The 15,812-nt window shown below is 59.9% G+C and carries 10 protein-coding genes; 5 read left to right on the top strand and 5 right to left on the bottom strand.

Translation table 11 applies throughout. The annotated features are described in order from the left end of the window. The first annotated feature begins 74 nt into the window (after positions 1-74). Positions 75-446, top strand: a complete 372-nt coding sequence (locus tag QMK51_RS06620) for a DUF6124 family protein (protein WP_258699375.1) — start codon at positions 75-77, stop codon at positions 444-446. A gap of 148 nt (positions 447-594) precedes the next feature. On the opposite strand, the gene QMK51_RS06615 is transcribed toward QMK51_RS06620, so the two are convergent. Both QMK51_RS06615 and QMK51_RS06610 read right to left on the bottom strand, forming a co-directional pair. Then, positions 595-954 carry a PilZ domain-containing protein gene (locus QMK51_RS06615; protein WP_258699374.1) on the bottom strand — a complete coding sequence of 120 codons (360 nt, stop codon included), beginning with the start codon at positions 952-954 and terminating at the stop codon, positions 595-597. Between the two features lie 230 nt (positions 955-1,184). Next, on the bottom strand, positions 1,185-1,559 hold the full coding sequence (locus QMK51_RS06610) for a tetratricopeptide repeat protein (RefSeq protein ID WP_258699373.1): 375 nt from the start codon (positions 1,557-1,559) through the stop codon (positions 1,185-1,187). A gap of 189 nt (positions 1,560-1,748) precedes the next feature. Between QMK51_RS06610 and pyk the strand changes: the two genes are divergently transcribed. Continuing rightward, complete coding sequence (gene pyk, locus QMK51_RS06605; RefSeq protein WP_320393507.1) at positions 1,749-3,200, top strand: pyruvate kinase; 1,452 nt, start codon at positions 1,749-1,751, stop codon at positions 3,198-3,200. Between the two features lie 209 nt (positions 3,201-3,409). On the opposite strand, the gene QMK51_RS06600 is transcribed toward pyk, so the two are convergent. From QMK51_RS06600 to QMK51_RS06590, 3 genes are all read right to left on the bottom strand, one after another. Continuing rightward, positions 3,410-4,159, bottom strand: coding sequence for an enoyl-CoA hydratase-related protein (locus tag QMK51_RS06600; RefSeq protein ID WP_320393506.1), 750 nt, complete (start codon positions 4,157-4,159; stop codon positions 3,410-3,412). A 133-nt stretch (positions 4,160-4,292) separates the two neighbouring features. Beyond that, complete coding sequence (locus QMK51_RS06595; RefSeq protein ID WP_258699370.1) at positions 4,293-5,228, bottom strand: iron-sulfur-binding ferredoxin reductase; 936 nt, start codon at positions 5,226-5,228, stop codon at positions 4,293-4,295. After that, on the bottom strand, positions 5,221-6,327 hold the full coding sequence (locus QMK51_RS06590) for a sensor domain-containing diguanylate cyclase (RefSeq protein WP_258699369.1): 1,107 nt from the start codon (positions 6,325-6,327) through the stop codon (positions 5,221-5,223). The genes QMK51_RS06595 and QMK51_RS06590 overlap by 8 nt, the downstream gene beginning before the upstream one ends. 485 nt (positions 6,328-6,812) lie before the next feature. Between QMK51_RS06590 and QMK51_RS06585 the strand changes: the two genes are divergently transcribed. The 3 genes from QMK51_RS06585 to QMK51_RS06575 all read left to right on the top strand — a co-directional run bounded on the left by QMK51_RS06585 (position 6,813) and on the right by QMK51_RS06575 (position 15,794). Next, on the top strand, positions 6,813-8,336 hold the full coding sequence (locus QMK51_RS06585; RefSeq protein WP_007938826.1) for a fumarate hydratase: 1,524 nt from the start codon (positions 6,813-6,815) through the stop codon (positions 8,334-8,336). Between the two features lie 217 nt (positions 8,337-8,553). Next, positions 8,554-13,077, top strand: a complete 4,524-nt coding sequence (locus QMK51_RS06580) for a SpvB/TcaC N-terminal domain-containing protein (RefSeq protein ID WP_320393505.1) — start codon at positions 8,554-8,556, stop codon at positions 13,075-13,077. After that, a complete protein-coding gene (locus QMK51_RS06575) occupies positions 13,077-15,794 on the top strand; it encodes an RHS repeat-associated core domain-containing protein (RefSeq protein ID WP_320393504.1) in 2,718 nt (905 codons plus the stop codon). Before QMK51_RS06580 ends, QMK51_RS06575 begins: the two co-directional genes overlap by 1 nt. The last annotated feature ends 18 nt before the right edge of the window (positions 15,795-15,812 follow it).

The raw sequence follows: 15,812 nt of genomic DNA, 5'->3' as shown, positions 1-15,812 counted from the left end.
GACTAACCTGCGTCCAGCCGCCACCCATTCGTTTAGTCGCGAAGTGGTGAAGGCCCCAACTACGGGTTATCACTATGTTCAAAGCCACACCCAATCCCCCCGAAACCGACCCGGTTTCCCCCTACGCCACCCTCGATTCAAAAAAACTCCACGACGCCGCCGAAAAGGCCCTCGACCACTACCTAAAACCCGACACCGCCCCGTCGCGCTCATCCCAGGACCGTGCCATGAAAATGTTCACCGTTGTCCCCGATGCCAACCCCGAAGCCTTGACCATCGAGACCTACGAAACCTTTTCGACGGTCAGCATTCTGCTGCTCGACCTGGCTGAAAGCCTGGACGACAAGCCGCGGCATCTGGCGATGGCGATTTATCGGATGAGTGAGTTGGGGTTGATGCTGGTGGAGCGGTCGCTGGATAACGAGCGGGCGATTGCTACGGCCTGACCTTTAAATATCCGGCGACTGTATTGACGCCATCGCGAGCAGGCTCGCTCCCACAGGGGATTTGAGTTGAACACAAGCGTTGTGATCAACGCCTACCACTGTGGGAGCGAGCCTGCTCGCGATAGCAACAGTGAAAGCGCCGCAGCCTTCAGGCCGAGGCAGGCAGCGGCTGAAAGCTGAAGTACTGCTGTAACGCCGAGACCAATTGCCCATACTCCGGCGGTGCCCGTTGCAGGCTGAACCCGGCGTCATAGTGGTGGGGGGTTGCGTCTTCGTGGCACCACAGGCAGCAGGCATTGAGGTCGATCACCTGCTGGCAGTTGCCGTCCATGGGGATTTTCAGGCGCAGGTCAAAGTCGGCACCCACCATGATCGGCAACTGGCTGATCAGCATCAGCCCGTCTTCGGACAGATTGCCCAGAAAGCCGATGGGCTTGTCGGTGACGCTGTTGAACACTTTGAGAAAATACGGCAGTTGATGCCGCTCGATCCGGCGGTCAGTGAACATGCGTTAGTCGCCATGCAAGGCCCTTAAGCAGGGCCGCACTAATGCTTCGGAACGGGGCCTGCTCTATTGCTTTATAGGCATGAGCCGCGCTCTCCCCGATCCCGGTGCGACAGTCCATCCGTCCGCTGCCGATCACAGGTGTTACCTCGATTAGAAACAAGGCTCTAAACCGATCTATTCGACTATAGCTCACCCACGCCGGCCGGCCAGCCGTTGAACGCTGCCTTCAATCAGAACCGGGTCGGGCGCACCACCGTCGCACTGCGGGTCGGGTAATGCCCCAGGCTCTCCAACGTTTCCAGACGGGCACGGGCGCGGTAGGCGTATTCGCTTTGCGGGTAAGACGCGATGATGAACTGATAAGTCTGGGCCGCATCAATGAACAGCTTCTGGCGCTCCAGGCACTGACCGCGCATCATCGACACTTCCGGCTGCACGTAGCGACGGGAACGGCTGTCGCGATCGACCTTGGACAGTTCGAGCATCACTTGCTCGCAGTTGCCGCGCTCGTAGGCGCTGTAGGCATTATTCAAATGATGGTCCATCGACCAACGGGTGCAGCCCACAACACTGAGGGCAAGGGCGGCAATGAGCACGAATCGCATGGGGGATCTCCTGTCTTGCGCTCTGTATCGACCCGTGGGTGGAAATCTTCAGGAGCATTTGCACCAAGCTGTCGCGTTCAATAAAGAAACCAATAGCCAAGTTCTTCAAAAAAAGTAGTGCAAACGAACAATGACTACACCCCAAGAGCATAGTAGCCTCTGCGAGCGCTTGAACTCAGGAGTCTTTGCATGTCCGTTCGTCGTACCAAAATCGTCGCTACCCTTGGCCCGGCCAGTAACTCGCCGGAAGTTCTCGAACAGCTGATTCTGGCTGGCCTGGACGTCGCCCGTCTGAACTTCTCCCACGGCACCCCCGACGAGCACAAGGCTCGCGCGAAGCTGGTGCGTGACCTCGCTGCCAAGCACGGCCGCTTCGTCGCCCTGCTGGGTGACCTGCAAGGCCCGAAAATCCGTATCGCCAAATTCGCCAACAAGAAGATCGAGCTGAAGATCGGTGACCAGTTCACCTTCTCTACCAGCCACCCGTTGACCGAAGGCAACCAGCAAGTGGTCGGCATCGACTACCCGGACCTGGTGAAAGACTGCGGCGTGGGCGACGAGCTGCTGCTCGACGACGGCCGTGTAGTAATGCGCGTCGATACCGCCACCGCCACCGAGTTGCATTGCACCGTGACCATCGGCGGCCCGCTGTCGGACCACAAAGGCATCAACCGTCGCGGCGGCGGCCTGACGGCACCAGCCCTGACCGAGAAAGACAAGGCCGACATCAAGCTCGCTGCCGAGATGGAAGTCGACTACCTCGCGGTGTCCTTCCCGCGTGACGCCGCCGACATGGAATACGCCCGTCAACTGCGCGACGAAGCCGGCGGTACGGCCTGGCTGGTGGCGAAGATCGAACGCGCCGAAGCCGTGGCCGACGACGAAACCCTCGACGGCCTGATCAAGGCCTCCGACGCGGTGATGGTTGCCCGTGGTGACCTGGGTGTGGAAATCGGCGACGCCGAGCTGGTGGGCATTCAGAAGAAAATCATTCTGCACGCACGCCGCCACAACAAGGCTGTGATCGTCGCGACCCAGATGATGGAGTCGATGATCCAGAACCCGATGCCGACCCGCGCCGAAGTGTCCGACGTAGCCAACGCCGTGCTCGACTACACCGACGCCGTGATGCTCTCGGCCGAAAGTGCTGCCGGCCTGTATCCGCTGGAAGCCGTGCAAGCCATGGCGCGCATCTGCATCGGCGCTGAAAAGCACCCGACCAGCAAGACCTCCAGCCACCGCATCGGCAAGGTCTTCGAAAGCTGCGACCAAAGCATCGCCCTGGCGGCCATGTACACCGCCAACCACTTCCCGGGCGTGAAGGCGATCATCGCACTGACCGAAAGTGGCTACACGCCGTTGATCATGTCGCGCATCCGTTCCTCGGTGCCGATCTACGCGTTCTCCCCGCACCGCGAAACCCAGGCCCGCGCGGCGATGTTCCGTGGCGTCTACACCGTACCGTTCGACCCGGCATCGTTGCCACCTGAGCAAGTCAGCCAGGCCGCGATCGACGAATTGCTCAAGCGCGGTGTCGTCGAGAAAGGCGACTGGGTCATCCTGACCAAGGGCGACAGCTACCACACCATCGGCGGTACCAACGGGATGAAAATCCTGCACGTTGGCGACAAGATGGTCTGAGTGATCGGTTGTACGAAAAACAAAAGCCCCGCCATGTGAATGGCGGGGCTTTTTGGTTTTTTGATCCGAAAGTTGTGTTGCCTGGGCGGGCCTCATCGCGAGCAGGCTCGCTCCCACATTGGCCAGAGTTGTTCACAAATCATGTGACCACCATAAAACCCTGTGGGAGCGAGCCTGCTCGCGAAGAGGCCAGCCCGATCACCACACATTCAATGTCTGCCGATAAACCCCGACAACGCCGCAATCGCTTCCGGCGAGCGCAGCCGCTGGGTGAACAATGCGCCCTCTTCTTCCATAACCTTGCGCAACTGTTCCCGATCCGGCGCTTTCATCAATTGCTTGCTGATGCGCACCGCCTCTGGTGGCAGCTCGTCAAAACGCAACGCCATCTCCCGCGCCTTGGCCAACGCCGCTTCGCCACTGCCCAAGGCTTCAGTCGCAATCCCCCACGCGGCAGCCTGTTCACCGCTGAAACCTTCGCCCAGCAACAACAACTCTGCCGCTTTGGCATGCCCGAGCAACCGCGGCAAAATCAGGCTGGATCCGAACTCCGGGCATAACCCGAGATTGACGAAGGGCATGCGCAACCGCGCATCCGTGCTGACATAAACCAGATCGCAATGCAGTAGCATCGTCGTACCTATCCCCACCGCCGCACCGGCCACGGCGGCAATCACCGGCTTGCGGCACTCAAGCAAACTGAGCATGAAGTGGAATGCCGGGCTGTCGAGGTCGCTGGGTGGTTGCTGGAGGAAATCGCCAATATCATTGCCGGCGGTGAAACACTCAGCACCACCGGTAATCAGCACCGCATTGATGTCGGGGTCGGTGTCGGCTTGCTTCAGGGCCTCGACCAAGTGGCTGTACATGGCGCGAGTCAGGGCGTTTTTCTTCTCGGGGCGGTTGAAGCGCAGGGTCAGTAAACCGCGCTCGCGTTCAAACTGGATGGCATCGGGCATGGCGTGTCCTGATCTGAGAGGATCAACGGTGGCGAGGGAGCTTGCTCGCGCTTGAGTGCCCAGCGCTCACAAACTTTTGAGGCCACTGCGCAGCCCAGCGCGAGCAAGCTCGCTCGCCACAAAAAATCTGCGCTCAACCATGGGGTAGAAAGACATCCGCCAGCAGTTGATTGCGCGGCAAACCGGCCAGGTACAGGCGCCGGGCAAAGGCATCGACGCTGTCGGGGGCTCCGCAGACTAAGGCCAGGGTTTGCCGGGAAACAAGGCGCAGTTGCGCCAAAGCCGCGGGCAACTCGGCCGCGGTCCAGAGCTCGACGTTCAGATTTTCACGGCCGTCGGCCATGGCTTGCAGGGGTTTGGCCAGATAATGCTCACCGGCATCATGGGCCAGATGAATAACGCGGATGGCGCCCTGGTGATGCTGACGCAACGCTTCGCGCAAGATACCGAACAACGGCCCCAGACCGGTGCCGGCCGCCAGCAACCAGAGTGGTCGGCTGTGCCAGTCCGGGTCGTAATGCAGTGCCCCGCCGCGCAACTCGCCGAGGCGGATCGGATCGCCGATTTTCAAGCGACGCGCCGCATCACTGAATTCCCCCGGTTGGCGGCAATCGAGGTGGAACTCCAGAAAGCGGTCCTCCTCCGGCAGGCTGGCCAGGGAATACGGTCGCGCCACCTGACCCGCCCACAACACCAGATGCTGCCCCGCCTGATAGCGCAACGGTCGCTCACTCGTCAGGCGCAAACGCAACACGCTGGGGCTCAGCCAATCGCTGGCGGCCACCTGAGCGGCAAGGCCATCGCGCAGCGGGTCGAAGGTTTCGATTTGCAAATCGTCGACCACCTGGCACTGACAAGCCAGGCGCCAACCCTGCTGGCGCTGTTCATGGCTCAAGGCATCGGGACGGCTGTCGCCGGGCAAGCCCTCGACACATTTGACCAGGCACGCATGGCAACTACCGGCGCGGCAGCTATAAGGCACCGACACACCGTTTTGATTCAAGGCATCGAGCAGGTTGCTGCCCGCCGCCACCGTCCATTGGCGTGCGCCGACCCGTAACTCAGGCATCGACATTCTCCCAGGCCGCCGCACAACGGTTGCGGCCATCGCGCTTGGCGCGGTACAACGCCTGATCGGCGCGGTGCAAGGCGTGATCCAGATCGTCGCCCAGCTCCAACAAGGTCATGCCCGCCGACAGGCTGAGGTTGCGCACATCCAGGCCGACCAATTCGACATCCATGAAGGCCATGCGCAACCGCTCGCAGCAAGCCGTCAGGCGCTCGGCATCGCAATCGGGCAACAGCACCACAAACTCTTCACCGCCATAGCGGGCCAGGATATCGCCATCGCGCAGGCAGGCAGTGGCCACCCCGGCAAACGCTTGCAGCACCTGATCGCCGGCAGCATGGCCGTGAACATCGTTGATGCGTTTGAAGTGGTCGAGGTCGATCAACGCCAGGCCATGCACCACATCGGCGTCCATGGCGTTCAACTCGCGGGAGGCCAGACGCAGGAAATGTCGGCGGTTGAACAGCCCGGTGAGTTCGTCGGTCGCCACCAGGTCTTCGAGCTGGCGCATCATCCCGCGCAGGGTGTCCTGATGCGCCTGCAAGGCGAACCGCCGCTGACGCATACGCTGGCGTGACATCTGGACGTAGCGGGCGTAAAGCACCAGCCAGCCGAGCACCACAAACAGCACGCACACCTGTAACAGGGCCAGCGTCGGGTCGGTCAGCTGAAAGTGGTAGCCCTTCCACAAGGTGATGGCGCTGAAACTGAAGAACACCAGCAACGCGCAACGCACAATGGCCATGCGCGAAAGATGAAACAGCCCGAATAACAGAATCAGCAGGTAAAACACCAGAAACGCGCCGCGAGCCTCGTCCAGATGGGCGATCAGCCAGGTTTGCCAACCCAGCCCCAGCAGTATCTGCACTTCAGTCAGGCTGGGATCAGAGAAACGCAGGTTAGCGCCGCTGTAAAACACCGCGAACAACACCCCCTGGCTGAGCCCCACCAACACGCTGCCGATCACCATGCCGGTGACCGAGTCATCGTAATGGCCGGTGTAAAACGCCAGCCACAGCAGCAGCAAAGCCAGGGCGTAGGTGCCGGCCGCGAGGGCAAAGCGTTTAAGCAAAAGCCGCTGGATGGCGTTATGGGTCAATCGTTGATTCACCGTGAGGAAGGAGGCTGTCGGAGCGTCTCTACTCTACAGACCGAATGCCACTTTAGTGGCGTGTCTGATAAATGACCATTCAATTTTAGGGGCAAAAAAGCTGGCGTCAAAACCATGACCCCATCTCGAGATAATCCTGTGGCGAGGGAGCTTGCTCCCGCTGGGCTGCGAAGCAGCCCTCTGCCTTCTTTCAATTGAACTGCGATAAATCCATTACGACTGCTTCGCAGCTGAACGGGAGCAAGCCCCCTCGCCACAAAGGCCATTCGCCAATATTCATAGGTGGGCGGTATGCGACCAACGTTTGACTGTCAACGGATGTGCCCGCCATCGAGGCGCGGTATACTGCCGCGCCTTTTTAGCGTCGCGCCAGCATGCCCGGCGTGCCTTAGAAAGGTGCTTGCAACCGACCGATGCACCCAAGCTGCAAGCACCTTATTGAATGTTCCCGTCTTTTAGAGGAGCGCGACTCGATGACCGTGATCAAGCAAGACGACCTGATTCAGAGCGTTGCCGACGCCCTGCAATTCATTTCCTACTACCACCCCGTGGATTTCATCCAGGCGATGCACGAGGCCTACCTGCGTGAAGAATCGCCGGCAGCCCGCGATTCCATCGCGCAAATCCTGATCAACTCGCGCATGTGCGCCACCGGCCACCGCCCGATCTGCCAGGACACCGGCATCGTCACCGTATTCGTACGCGTAGGCATGGACGTACGTTGGGATGGCGCCACCATGGGCCTGGACGACATGATCAACGAAGGCGTGCGCCGGGCTTACAACCTGCCGGAAAACGTCCTGCGTGCCTCGATCCTCGCCGACCCGGCGGGCGCTCGTAAAAACACCAAGGACAACACCCCGGCCGTTATCCACTACTCCATCGTTCCGGGTAACACCGTGGAAGTGGACGTGGCAGCCAAGGGCGGCGGTTCCGAGAACAAGTCGAAAATGGCCATGCTCAACCCGTCCGACTCGATCGTCGACTGGGTTTTGAAAACCGTTCCGACCATGGGCGCCGGCTGGTGCCCACCGGGCATGCTCGGCATCGGCATCGGCGGCACCGCCGAGAAAGCCGCCGTCATGGCCAAGGAAGTGTTGATGGAGTCCATCGACATTCACGAGCTCAAGGCACGCGGCCCGCAGAACCGTATCGAAGAGATGCGCCTGGAGCTGTTCGAGAAGGTCAACCAACTGGGCATCGGCGCCCAAGGCCTGGGTGGCCTGACCACCGTGCTCGACGTGAAGATCATGGACTACCCGACCCACGCCGCTTCGTTGCCGGTGTGCATGATCCCCAACTGCGCCGCCACCCGTCACGCGCACTTCGTGCTCGACGGTTCCGGCCCGGCCTCGCTGGAGGCGCCACCGCTGGACGCCTACCCGGAAATCGTCTGGGAAGCCGGCCCGTCAGCCCGTCGCGTCAACCTCGACACCCTGACTCCGGAAGAAGTGCAGAGCTGGAAGCCGGGCGAAACCGTCCTGCTCAACGGCAAGATGCTCACCGGTCGCGACGCCGCGCACAAGCGCATGGTCGAGATGCTGAACAAGGGTGAAACCTTGCCGGTGGACCTCAAGGGTCGCTTCATCTACTACGTCGGCCCGGTTGATCCGGTACGCGAAGAAGTGGTTGGCCCTGCCGGCCCGACCACGGCGACGCGGATGGACAAGTTCACCCGTCAGATCCTCGAGCAAACCGGCCTGCTGGGCATGATCGGCAAATCCGAGCGCGGCCCGACCGCGATCGAAGCGATCAAGGACCACAAAGCCGTTTACCTGATGGCGGTCGGCGGCGCGGCTTACCTGGTGGCGCAAGCGATCAAGAAATCCCGCGTGGTGGCTTTCGCCGAACTGGGCATGGAAGCGATCTACGAGTTCGACGTCAAAGACATGCCGGTCACTGTTGCAGTCGATAGCAAGGGTGAGTCGGTACACATCACCGGTCCTGCCATCTGGCAGCAAAAGATCAGTGAAAGCCTGGCGGTAGAAGTGCAGTAAGCGCTTCAGTCTGCCCGCACGGCCGGTTCATCGTTATGGATGACCCGGCCGTTTTTTTATCCAGCGTTCCAACCGTTCGCGATAGAAAAACTTTGCGCTTGGCCAACTCAATCTAAAAAAAGCAGCCCTCTCCTGTCAGATATGACAGGTTACGTCCCGCCTCAACCTTGATAGCGTTAATCCACCCACGCCCAACGCGTGCGCATTGGATGAAACCATGGCCGATCAAGACCTCAGCATCACCACGCCTTCCATCACTAAAAGCTCCTCGATCGCCATGATCGGCCAGGGTTTCAGCGCCGTGGGCCCGACCGGCGAAGCGTCGTTCCAGCTGCCACTGCCCATTTCCAGCGCCCGCGCCGCCACCCCGCAGTTGTCGCTGACTTACAGCAGTCAGTCTGGAAACGGCCCGTTCGGCATTGGCTGGAATCTGGGCAGCGGTCAAATCCGGCGCCGGACCAACAAGGGCGTGCCGCGTTATGGCGATGATGACGAGATCATCGGTCACGATGCCCAGATCTGCATGCCCGAACGCAATGCGGACGGCACGATCAAGTCCCGGTTCGAAAGCAGCTTCAACGGCAAGGACATCGGTCTTCACTCGGTGGTCCGTTATTCGCCAGAGGTCGAAAGTGTTTTCACCATCAGGGAGCGCTGGCAGCCGGTAAGCCTGGCGCCTGACGAGCACAAGCCCATGTTCTGGCTTGTATACGACGCCGATGGCTCATTGCATATGTACGGCAAAACAGCGGATTCGCGCGTAGCGGCCCCTGACGATCCGCTACGCGTGGGTGTCTGGTTGCTTTGCGAAAGCATGACCGCCCACGGCGAGCATATTTGTTTCGATTACAAGGCAGACGATCAAGACCCCGACCCCGTCCATGACTACCGCGCCCAGCGTTACCTGCGTCGGGCGTTATACGGCAACTTCACCGCCAGCCAGGACCTGTACACCTGGACGGTCGAAACCCCGGCCGATCTGGGTTGGCATTTTCATTTGCTGTTCGACTACGGTGAACGCACCCTTTCACTGACCGAAAAACCCGCCTATGACGGCTACACTCTGCAACCCTGGCTGACCCGTCCGGATGCCTTTTCGGCCTTTGGGCACGGTTTTGAAGTGGGCACACGCCGGCTCTGTCAGCAGGTGCTGATGTTTCACCACTTTCCCGCCGAATTGGGCGCCGAACCGGCATTGGTTCGGCGGCTACTGCTTAAGTACAACCAGAACACACCGCAATGGAGCTACAGCCAGATCACCTCGGCCCACTATCAGGCCTGGGATGCCAGCGGCGCTGTGGAAAACACTCCGCCGGTGCAGTTCGAGCATTCACCTTTCAGCCTCAACAAAACGCCAGTACGGTTGCTCGAACCCGACAATATGCCGGGCATCGAGGATGGCGGTTTCTACCAATGCGTCGACCTTTACGGCGAAGGCTTGCCGGGTTTTCTCTGCCGCCATGACCAGTGCTGGTATTATCGGGAACCGATGCGCGCCGCGTCAGGGCCTGATGACATCGGCTACAGCCCGTGGAAAGCGCTGGAGAACATTCCGGTGGCGAACCGCAGTAAGCCTGTGCTGCAGATACTGACCGACTTGACCGGCGATGGCCGTCTCGACTGGATCACGGCCCAACCGGGCTTGAGTGGATTGCGCACGTTGAATGCAGATCGCACATGGGCCGAATTCAAGACCTTCGCCCAGTTCCCGGTAGAGTTTTTCAGTGCGTACTCACAGCTGGGCGACCTGGCTGGCGAGGGGCTTCTTTCGCTGGCAGTGATCGGGCCACGCTCCGTGCGCTTTTACCGCAACAACCTAGAGGACGGTTTCCAGCAGGCCGAAGAGGTTCCCCATGAGCCCGGCGATGACCGGCTGCCCTTGTTCGGCAATGCCGCCAGCGAACTGGTGTTTCTGGGTAACCTGCTGGGCAGCGACACGACCGAGCTGTGCCGCATTCGCCACGACGAAATCAAATGCTGGCCTAATCTGGGGCACGGCAAGTTCGGTAAGGGGCGGGTGCTCAGCGGTCCTGAGTTCAAGTACGACGAGTTCGATTGCGCACGGGTGCGGATCGCCGACCTCGACGGATCCGGCGCACCGGCATTGATCTATCTGAAATCCGATGCGTTCGAGATTTACCTGAATCGTGGCGGCAAAGGCCTGGAAAAAGACCCGATCAGCGTGCCATGGCCTGTGGGCGTGCGATACGACCGACTGTGCGAGGTCACGTTCGCCGACCTGCAAGGCCTGGGCTGTGCCAGCCTGATCCTGACGGTGCCGCACATGAAACCGCGCCATTGGCGCTACGACTTTGTGTCGGCCAAGCCCTATCTGATCACATCCAGCAACAACAACATGGGATGCAGCGCCCGCGTCGTCTACCGCAGTTCGGCGCAGGAATGGCTGGATGAAAAGCAGGAACGGCTTCTTGCAAAACCGCAGGAAGTCCCGGCGTGCTTTTTGCCGCTCAATGTGCAGGTTGTCAGTCGGCAACTGCAGCTGGACGAAATCACCGGCAACTGCCTGAGCCAGGGGGTCAAGTACCGCGAGGGTTATTACGACCCGCTTGCTCGTGAGTACCGGGGCTTTGGCTATCTGGAACAGACCGACAGCGAAAGTGCCACGGGCGATGATGATGTCGGCTTCACGGCGCAAACCCGGGTCCGTAGCTGGTTCATTATCGGCCAGTTCATGGACAGGCCACGTGACGGCTATTTCGACAGGGATCCCGAAGCATTCCCGCTGGGAGAGACATTGCTCAGCGAATATGACGCCATCAACGAGTGCGATGTGCCCTTCCCGCCACCCGACGAAACCATCAAGTATGAAATCGCCCGTGGGATGTCCGGGACGCTCATGCGAGTCGAAACCTACAACGGCGAAGACGACCCGCTCACGGCACAGCCTTACACGGTCACAGAACATCGCTATCTGGTGCGCCAGGTGCGACCTAAAGGTGATCACTATCCCGATGCAATCATCCTGCCTCTACCGGTAGAGAAGATCAGCTACCGGTACGAACAATTTATCGACGACCCCTTGTGCCAGCATGAAATCAATCTGCGCTGGAGCAAATATGGTCTGCCCACCCACTCGGTGGCCATCAGCTACGCACGCCGCCGAACCGCAGGGGACACCCCGCCCTTTACCGACTCCGATGAACAACAGTGGTGGTGCGACGCCCATGACGACGCTCAGCAGTCGTACTACCTGAGCGAGACCCGTGCCCGGTTCATCGATCTGGATGCCGATCCGCAGCATCGGCGATTGGGCTTGCCCTATGAGCAGCGCGCCAATGCGCTGATCTTGCCCAAAGGCTCGCTGCCCGGCGGCCTTGAGCCGGACAAAATTACGTTTAAGGAAATTACCGATCATCAGGATTCCGGCGAGTGGAATGCCCTGCGAGTGCTGACCCAACAGTCGGTGCAGCGTTACCTCAAGACCGAAGATCAGTCGCTGATGCCCGATGGCAAGGCCGAATACGAAGCCCTGACCGGCCCGCTGGAGGTCGCGCAACTGGACAAGACCGCGCTGGACGCCTACAGCGAACTGCCGCCACCCTTCGACATCCGGGACGAGCTGGCGAAAATCGGTTACACCCCTATGAAGTTGCTGTTCGAAACACCGCCGCCGGCCGACGACGAAGACAACCTGTGGTCCGCCCGCTACGGTTTCGCGAAGTACGACAATCTCGACGGTTTTTACAAAGTGCTCGAGTACCACGAGACGCCCAGCCACGGCGTGACGAAAGCCGAATACGACACCTACCGTCTGGCGATCAAAAGCGTCGAACTGCCCGATGGCTGTACCACCCGGATCGAATACGACTATCACGCACTGCAACCGGTGCGCATCATCGATGCCAACGACAATACTCAGGAAGCCATTTACGAACCGTCCGGGCAGCCCTTGGCCATCAGTTTTTACGGCACCGAAAACGGTAGCGACGCAGGCTTCAGATCGCTGAGCGAGTTCGTGCGCCCGGTGGATCATCGCCCGGACCCGGCCATCGAGAACCCGGTGGATGCCATTCAAAAAGCCGCCAGCACGTTGCGCAAGGATCTGTTCAGCTGGATGGGGCAACTGCCGCCGACCGTCAGCCCCGAACTGCTCGCCGAATGGATCGCCAACGGTGATGTCCTTCCCAGCGGACACATTTGCGCCAGCGCCCGCCAACGTTTGCAGCAAGGCACCGACCTGACTGTGTCGAGACAAGCGTTGAGCGAACTCATCGCCACGGTTCGCCGCGAGCCGGTACACAGCGTCGTCCTCAGCGCCGACCGTTACCCCGACGATCCGGTTCCGGCACAGATCCAGATCGTCAAAGCCTGCGTGGACGGCTTCGGCCGGGCGCTGCAAACCCAGCAACTGGTCGAGCCCGGCATGGCTTATGCGGTGGACGCCGACGGCAAGCTGATCATCGAGAATGGTCAGTATCTTGAGGTATTCACCGACCCGCGTTGGCGCATCAGCGAACGGGTCGAATACAACAACAAAGGCCTGCCGGTTCGACAGTTCAGGCCGTTTTTCGCCAACACCCATGGCTATGTCGACGACCAGTCCCTGCACCAGCTTGGCTATTTCGATCAGCTGTTCTATGACGTGCCGGGCCGCGCGATCAAGCTGATCAACGCCAAAGGGTATTTCTCCCGCGAGACGTATCATCCCTGGTACCACATCAGCGAAGACTTCAATGACACTGCTGAGCCTTCACCGCCGCAACAGAGCACTTTGCACTGATGTCTGTCAAGGTTCATCGGCGCACGCCTTCGCTCATGGCGAGCGACGGCCGAGGCTTGCCGGTTCGCCAGGTCGCTTATCTGCGCACGGTTGCCGGTGAAACGGCTGCTGCCCTGGTAACCCGCCAGCAACATGACGTTGCCGGGCGGCGGGTGACGCAACAGGATCCGCGCCTGCCCACGCCCAACATCACCACCGTTTACGGGTTGGGCGGCACGCCCTTGAAAATCGACAGCGTCGATGCCGGCTGGCGCCTGAGCCTGCCGGGGCTGGCCGGGGAGACGTCGCAGCGCTGGGACGAGCGCGGCAGCCATTGGCGCATGACCTACGATAATCAGCTGCGCGTGGTGGCCGTCGAGGAAAACGCCCGGCCGGATGTCGACACCTTCACCTACGCCGATGCCTCGGCCGACGCCGGTCATAACCTGCGTGGCCAGTTGCTTGCGCTGGTGGATCCGTCGGGCACCTTGCGCCTCGGCAGCTACGGCCTGCTCGGGCAGCCGCTGGGCGAAACCCGCACCTTTCACGATGCCAAGGCCTTTGTCAGCCACCGCACCTACAACCCGCTGGGCGCCGTTCTGGAGCAGATCGATGCCGGCGAACACCAGCAACAATCGCGCTACGACCTCGCCGGGCAAATCAAACAGGTGCAGTTGCGGCTCAAGGGGCAAACCGATTGGCAACCCGTGTTGCAGGACGCGCAGTACAACGCCGCCGGGCAAATCATTGAGCAACAGGCGGGTAACGGCGTAATCAGCCGTTGGCGCTACGACCCGACCGATGCACGTCTGCAGCGGCAATCTGCACAAGAAAATCAGCAGCCGTCCCTTCAGGACTTCGAATACGAATACGACCCGGTGGGCAACGTTACCCGCATCCTCGACCATGTGTTCACGCCCAGCCATTTCGCCAATCAGCGGGTCGATGGCCATCGCGAATTCAGGTACGACTCGCTGTACCGATTGCACAGCGCCAGCGGCTACGACGACGGCCCGCCTTCGGACATTCCGGGCCTGCCCCAACCAACCGATCCCAACAACCGGCTCAACTACACGCAGACTTACGACTACGATCACGGCGGCAATCTGATCAAGCTCTGCCATGTGCGCGAGGGTGCCTGTCATACCCGCGAGATGTTCATCGACCCAGCCAGCAATCGTGGCGTGCGCTGGACCCCAGGGGATCCCGACCCGCAATTCGACAGACTGTTCGATCGCCACGGCAACCTGCTGGCCCTGCAACCCGGCCAGCCCATGCAATGGAACGCTCGCGATCAACTGACCTCGGTGACTCTGGTCCATCGCGACAACGGCCCCGACGACGAAGAACACTACCGCTACAGCCAGGGCGTGCGGGTCTATAAACGCCACGAAACCCATACCGCGAAAACCAGTCACATTCACGAAGTGCGCTATTTGCCGGGACTGGAGATCCGCACCAAAGACAACGGCGAAGAACTGCACGTCATCACCCTTACCGCCGGCTTCGGCAGCGTCCGTTGCCTGCACTGGGAGAACGACCCGGCGAACATCGGCAGCGATCAACTGCGCTACAGCCTGGACGATCACTTGGGCTCCTGCCTGATGGAACTGGACCAACAGGCGCAATTGATCAGCCACGAAGGCTACTACCCATTCGGCGCCACCGCGTGGATGGCGGCGCGCTCGTTGATCGAAGTCGTCTACAAAATCATCCGCTATTCGGGCAAGGAAATGGATGTCAGCGGCTTGTACTACTACGGCGCGCGATATTACGCGCCATGGTTGCAACGCTGGGTCAGCGCCGATCCGGCAGGAGATGTGGACGGGCTGAATCTGTATGGGTTTGTGGGGAACAATCCGACGAACTATTTCGATGATGACGGGCAACAGCGAACGCCGGATGAACTGAAGGCCGTCATTGATCGCTACTCAAATCTGCTTACAACGGTCGAATCCAGGCTGAACAAGTCGATTTATCAATTCAACAACCTTAACCGGACCAGGGATATCTACAAATCCAGTGGTAAAAGGGCTGCGCTCACATTGGTCAATGTCTTGGCGTCTGCAATGATCGCAGGTGTCGTTGGTAGTTTGGCGATAACTGCCGGCACGCTCGTGACCGGCGGCAACGTGGCGGCAGGCTCAACGATTGGTATTGGGACGGCTGCCTTGGCAGCGGATGTAGCTGGTAATGCAATTGACAGCGCCGGCCAGAAAAACGCTTTCGGATACCCGCTCTTACCGAAAAGCGACGACTACGATTTGGGCGATATCACAAAAGATGCAGAGCCAGTTCGCATAAGAACTGAGATTAGAAAAATACTAGAGAAATACGACCCGCGGCAAACGGACGGAAACAAGGAAACATTGATGGCCGGGGCGATTGGGGCCGCTGATACGCTGACCGGCAAAAGTACTCATCTGGAAAAGTTTCTTGCATTCTTTCGCCTGAGTGTAGAAATGACTGAGGCGCTTAATGACACACTTGGACCAAGAGATCTTGAGTTGGTAGAACAAGGCGTCTATTTGCTGAGTGACTTTCTGAATACTGAAAAAAAGAAATATGATTCGGCTTTGGAGGAGCTTGAAAATCTCGGTGGCAAGCATATAGCGCTAGCAGCTGGAACTCGCCGTCGGCTGGAGGAAACCGAAACTGTAGTAAAAGGGAAGATGCAGCGTGTCCTGGATCTGCGTCCTCGGGTAACCGAGCATCTCCAACGAAAAAAGGCTGTTTGAACAGGCGAGGATAAGAGG

It is taken from the genome of Pseudomonas sp. P9_31 (assembly GCF_034008235.1).
Lineage (GTDB): Bacteria > Pseudomonadota > Gammaproteobacteria > Pseudomonadales > Pseudomonadaceae > Aquipseudomonas.
The sequence above is the reverse complement of the archived record's forward strand: the minus strand, read 5'-3'. Positions and strand labels throughout refer to the sequence as shown.

Coding starts and splice junctions, on each gene's coding strand:
- QMK51_RS06620 (WP_258699375.1), top strand. CDS start 75: ATGTTCAAAGCCACACCCAATCCCCCCGAAACCGACCCGGTTTCCCCC.
- QMK51_RS06615 (WP_258699374.1), bottom strand. CDS start 954: ATGTTCACTGACCGCCGGATCGAGCGGCATCAACTGCCGTATTTTCTC.
- QMK51_RS06610 (WP_258699373.1), bottom strand. CDS start 1,559: ATGCGATTCGTGCTCATTGCCGCCCTTGCCCTCAGTGTTGTGGGCTGC.
- pyk (WP_320393507.1), top strand. CDS start 1,749: ATGTCCGTTCGTCGTACCAAAATCGTCGCTACCCTTGGCCCGGCCAGT.
- QMK51_RS06600 (WP_320393506.1), bottom strand. CDS start 4,159: ATGCCCGATGCCATCCAGTTTGAACGCGAGCGCGGTTTACTGACCCTG.
- QMK51_RS06595 (WP_258699370.1), bottom strand. CDS start 5,228: ATGCCTGAGTTACGGGTCGGCGCACGCCAATGGACGGTGGCGGCGGGC.
- QMK51_RS06585 (WP_007938826.1), top strand. CDS start 6,813: ATGACCGTGATCAAGCAAGACGACCTGATTCAGAGCGTTGCCGACGCC.
- QMK51_RS06580 (WP_320393505.1), top strand. CDS start 8,554: ATGGCCGATCAAGACCTCAGCATCACCACGCCTTCCATCACTAAAAGC.
- QMK51_RS06575 (WP_320393504.1), top strand. CDS start 13,077: ATGTCTGTCAAGGTTCATCGGCGCACGCCTTCGCTCATGGCGAGCGAC.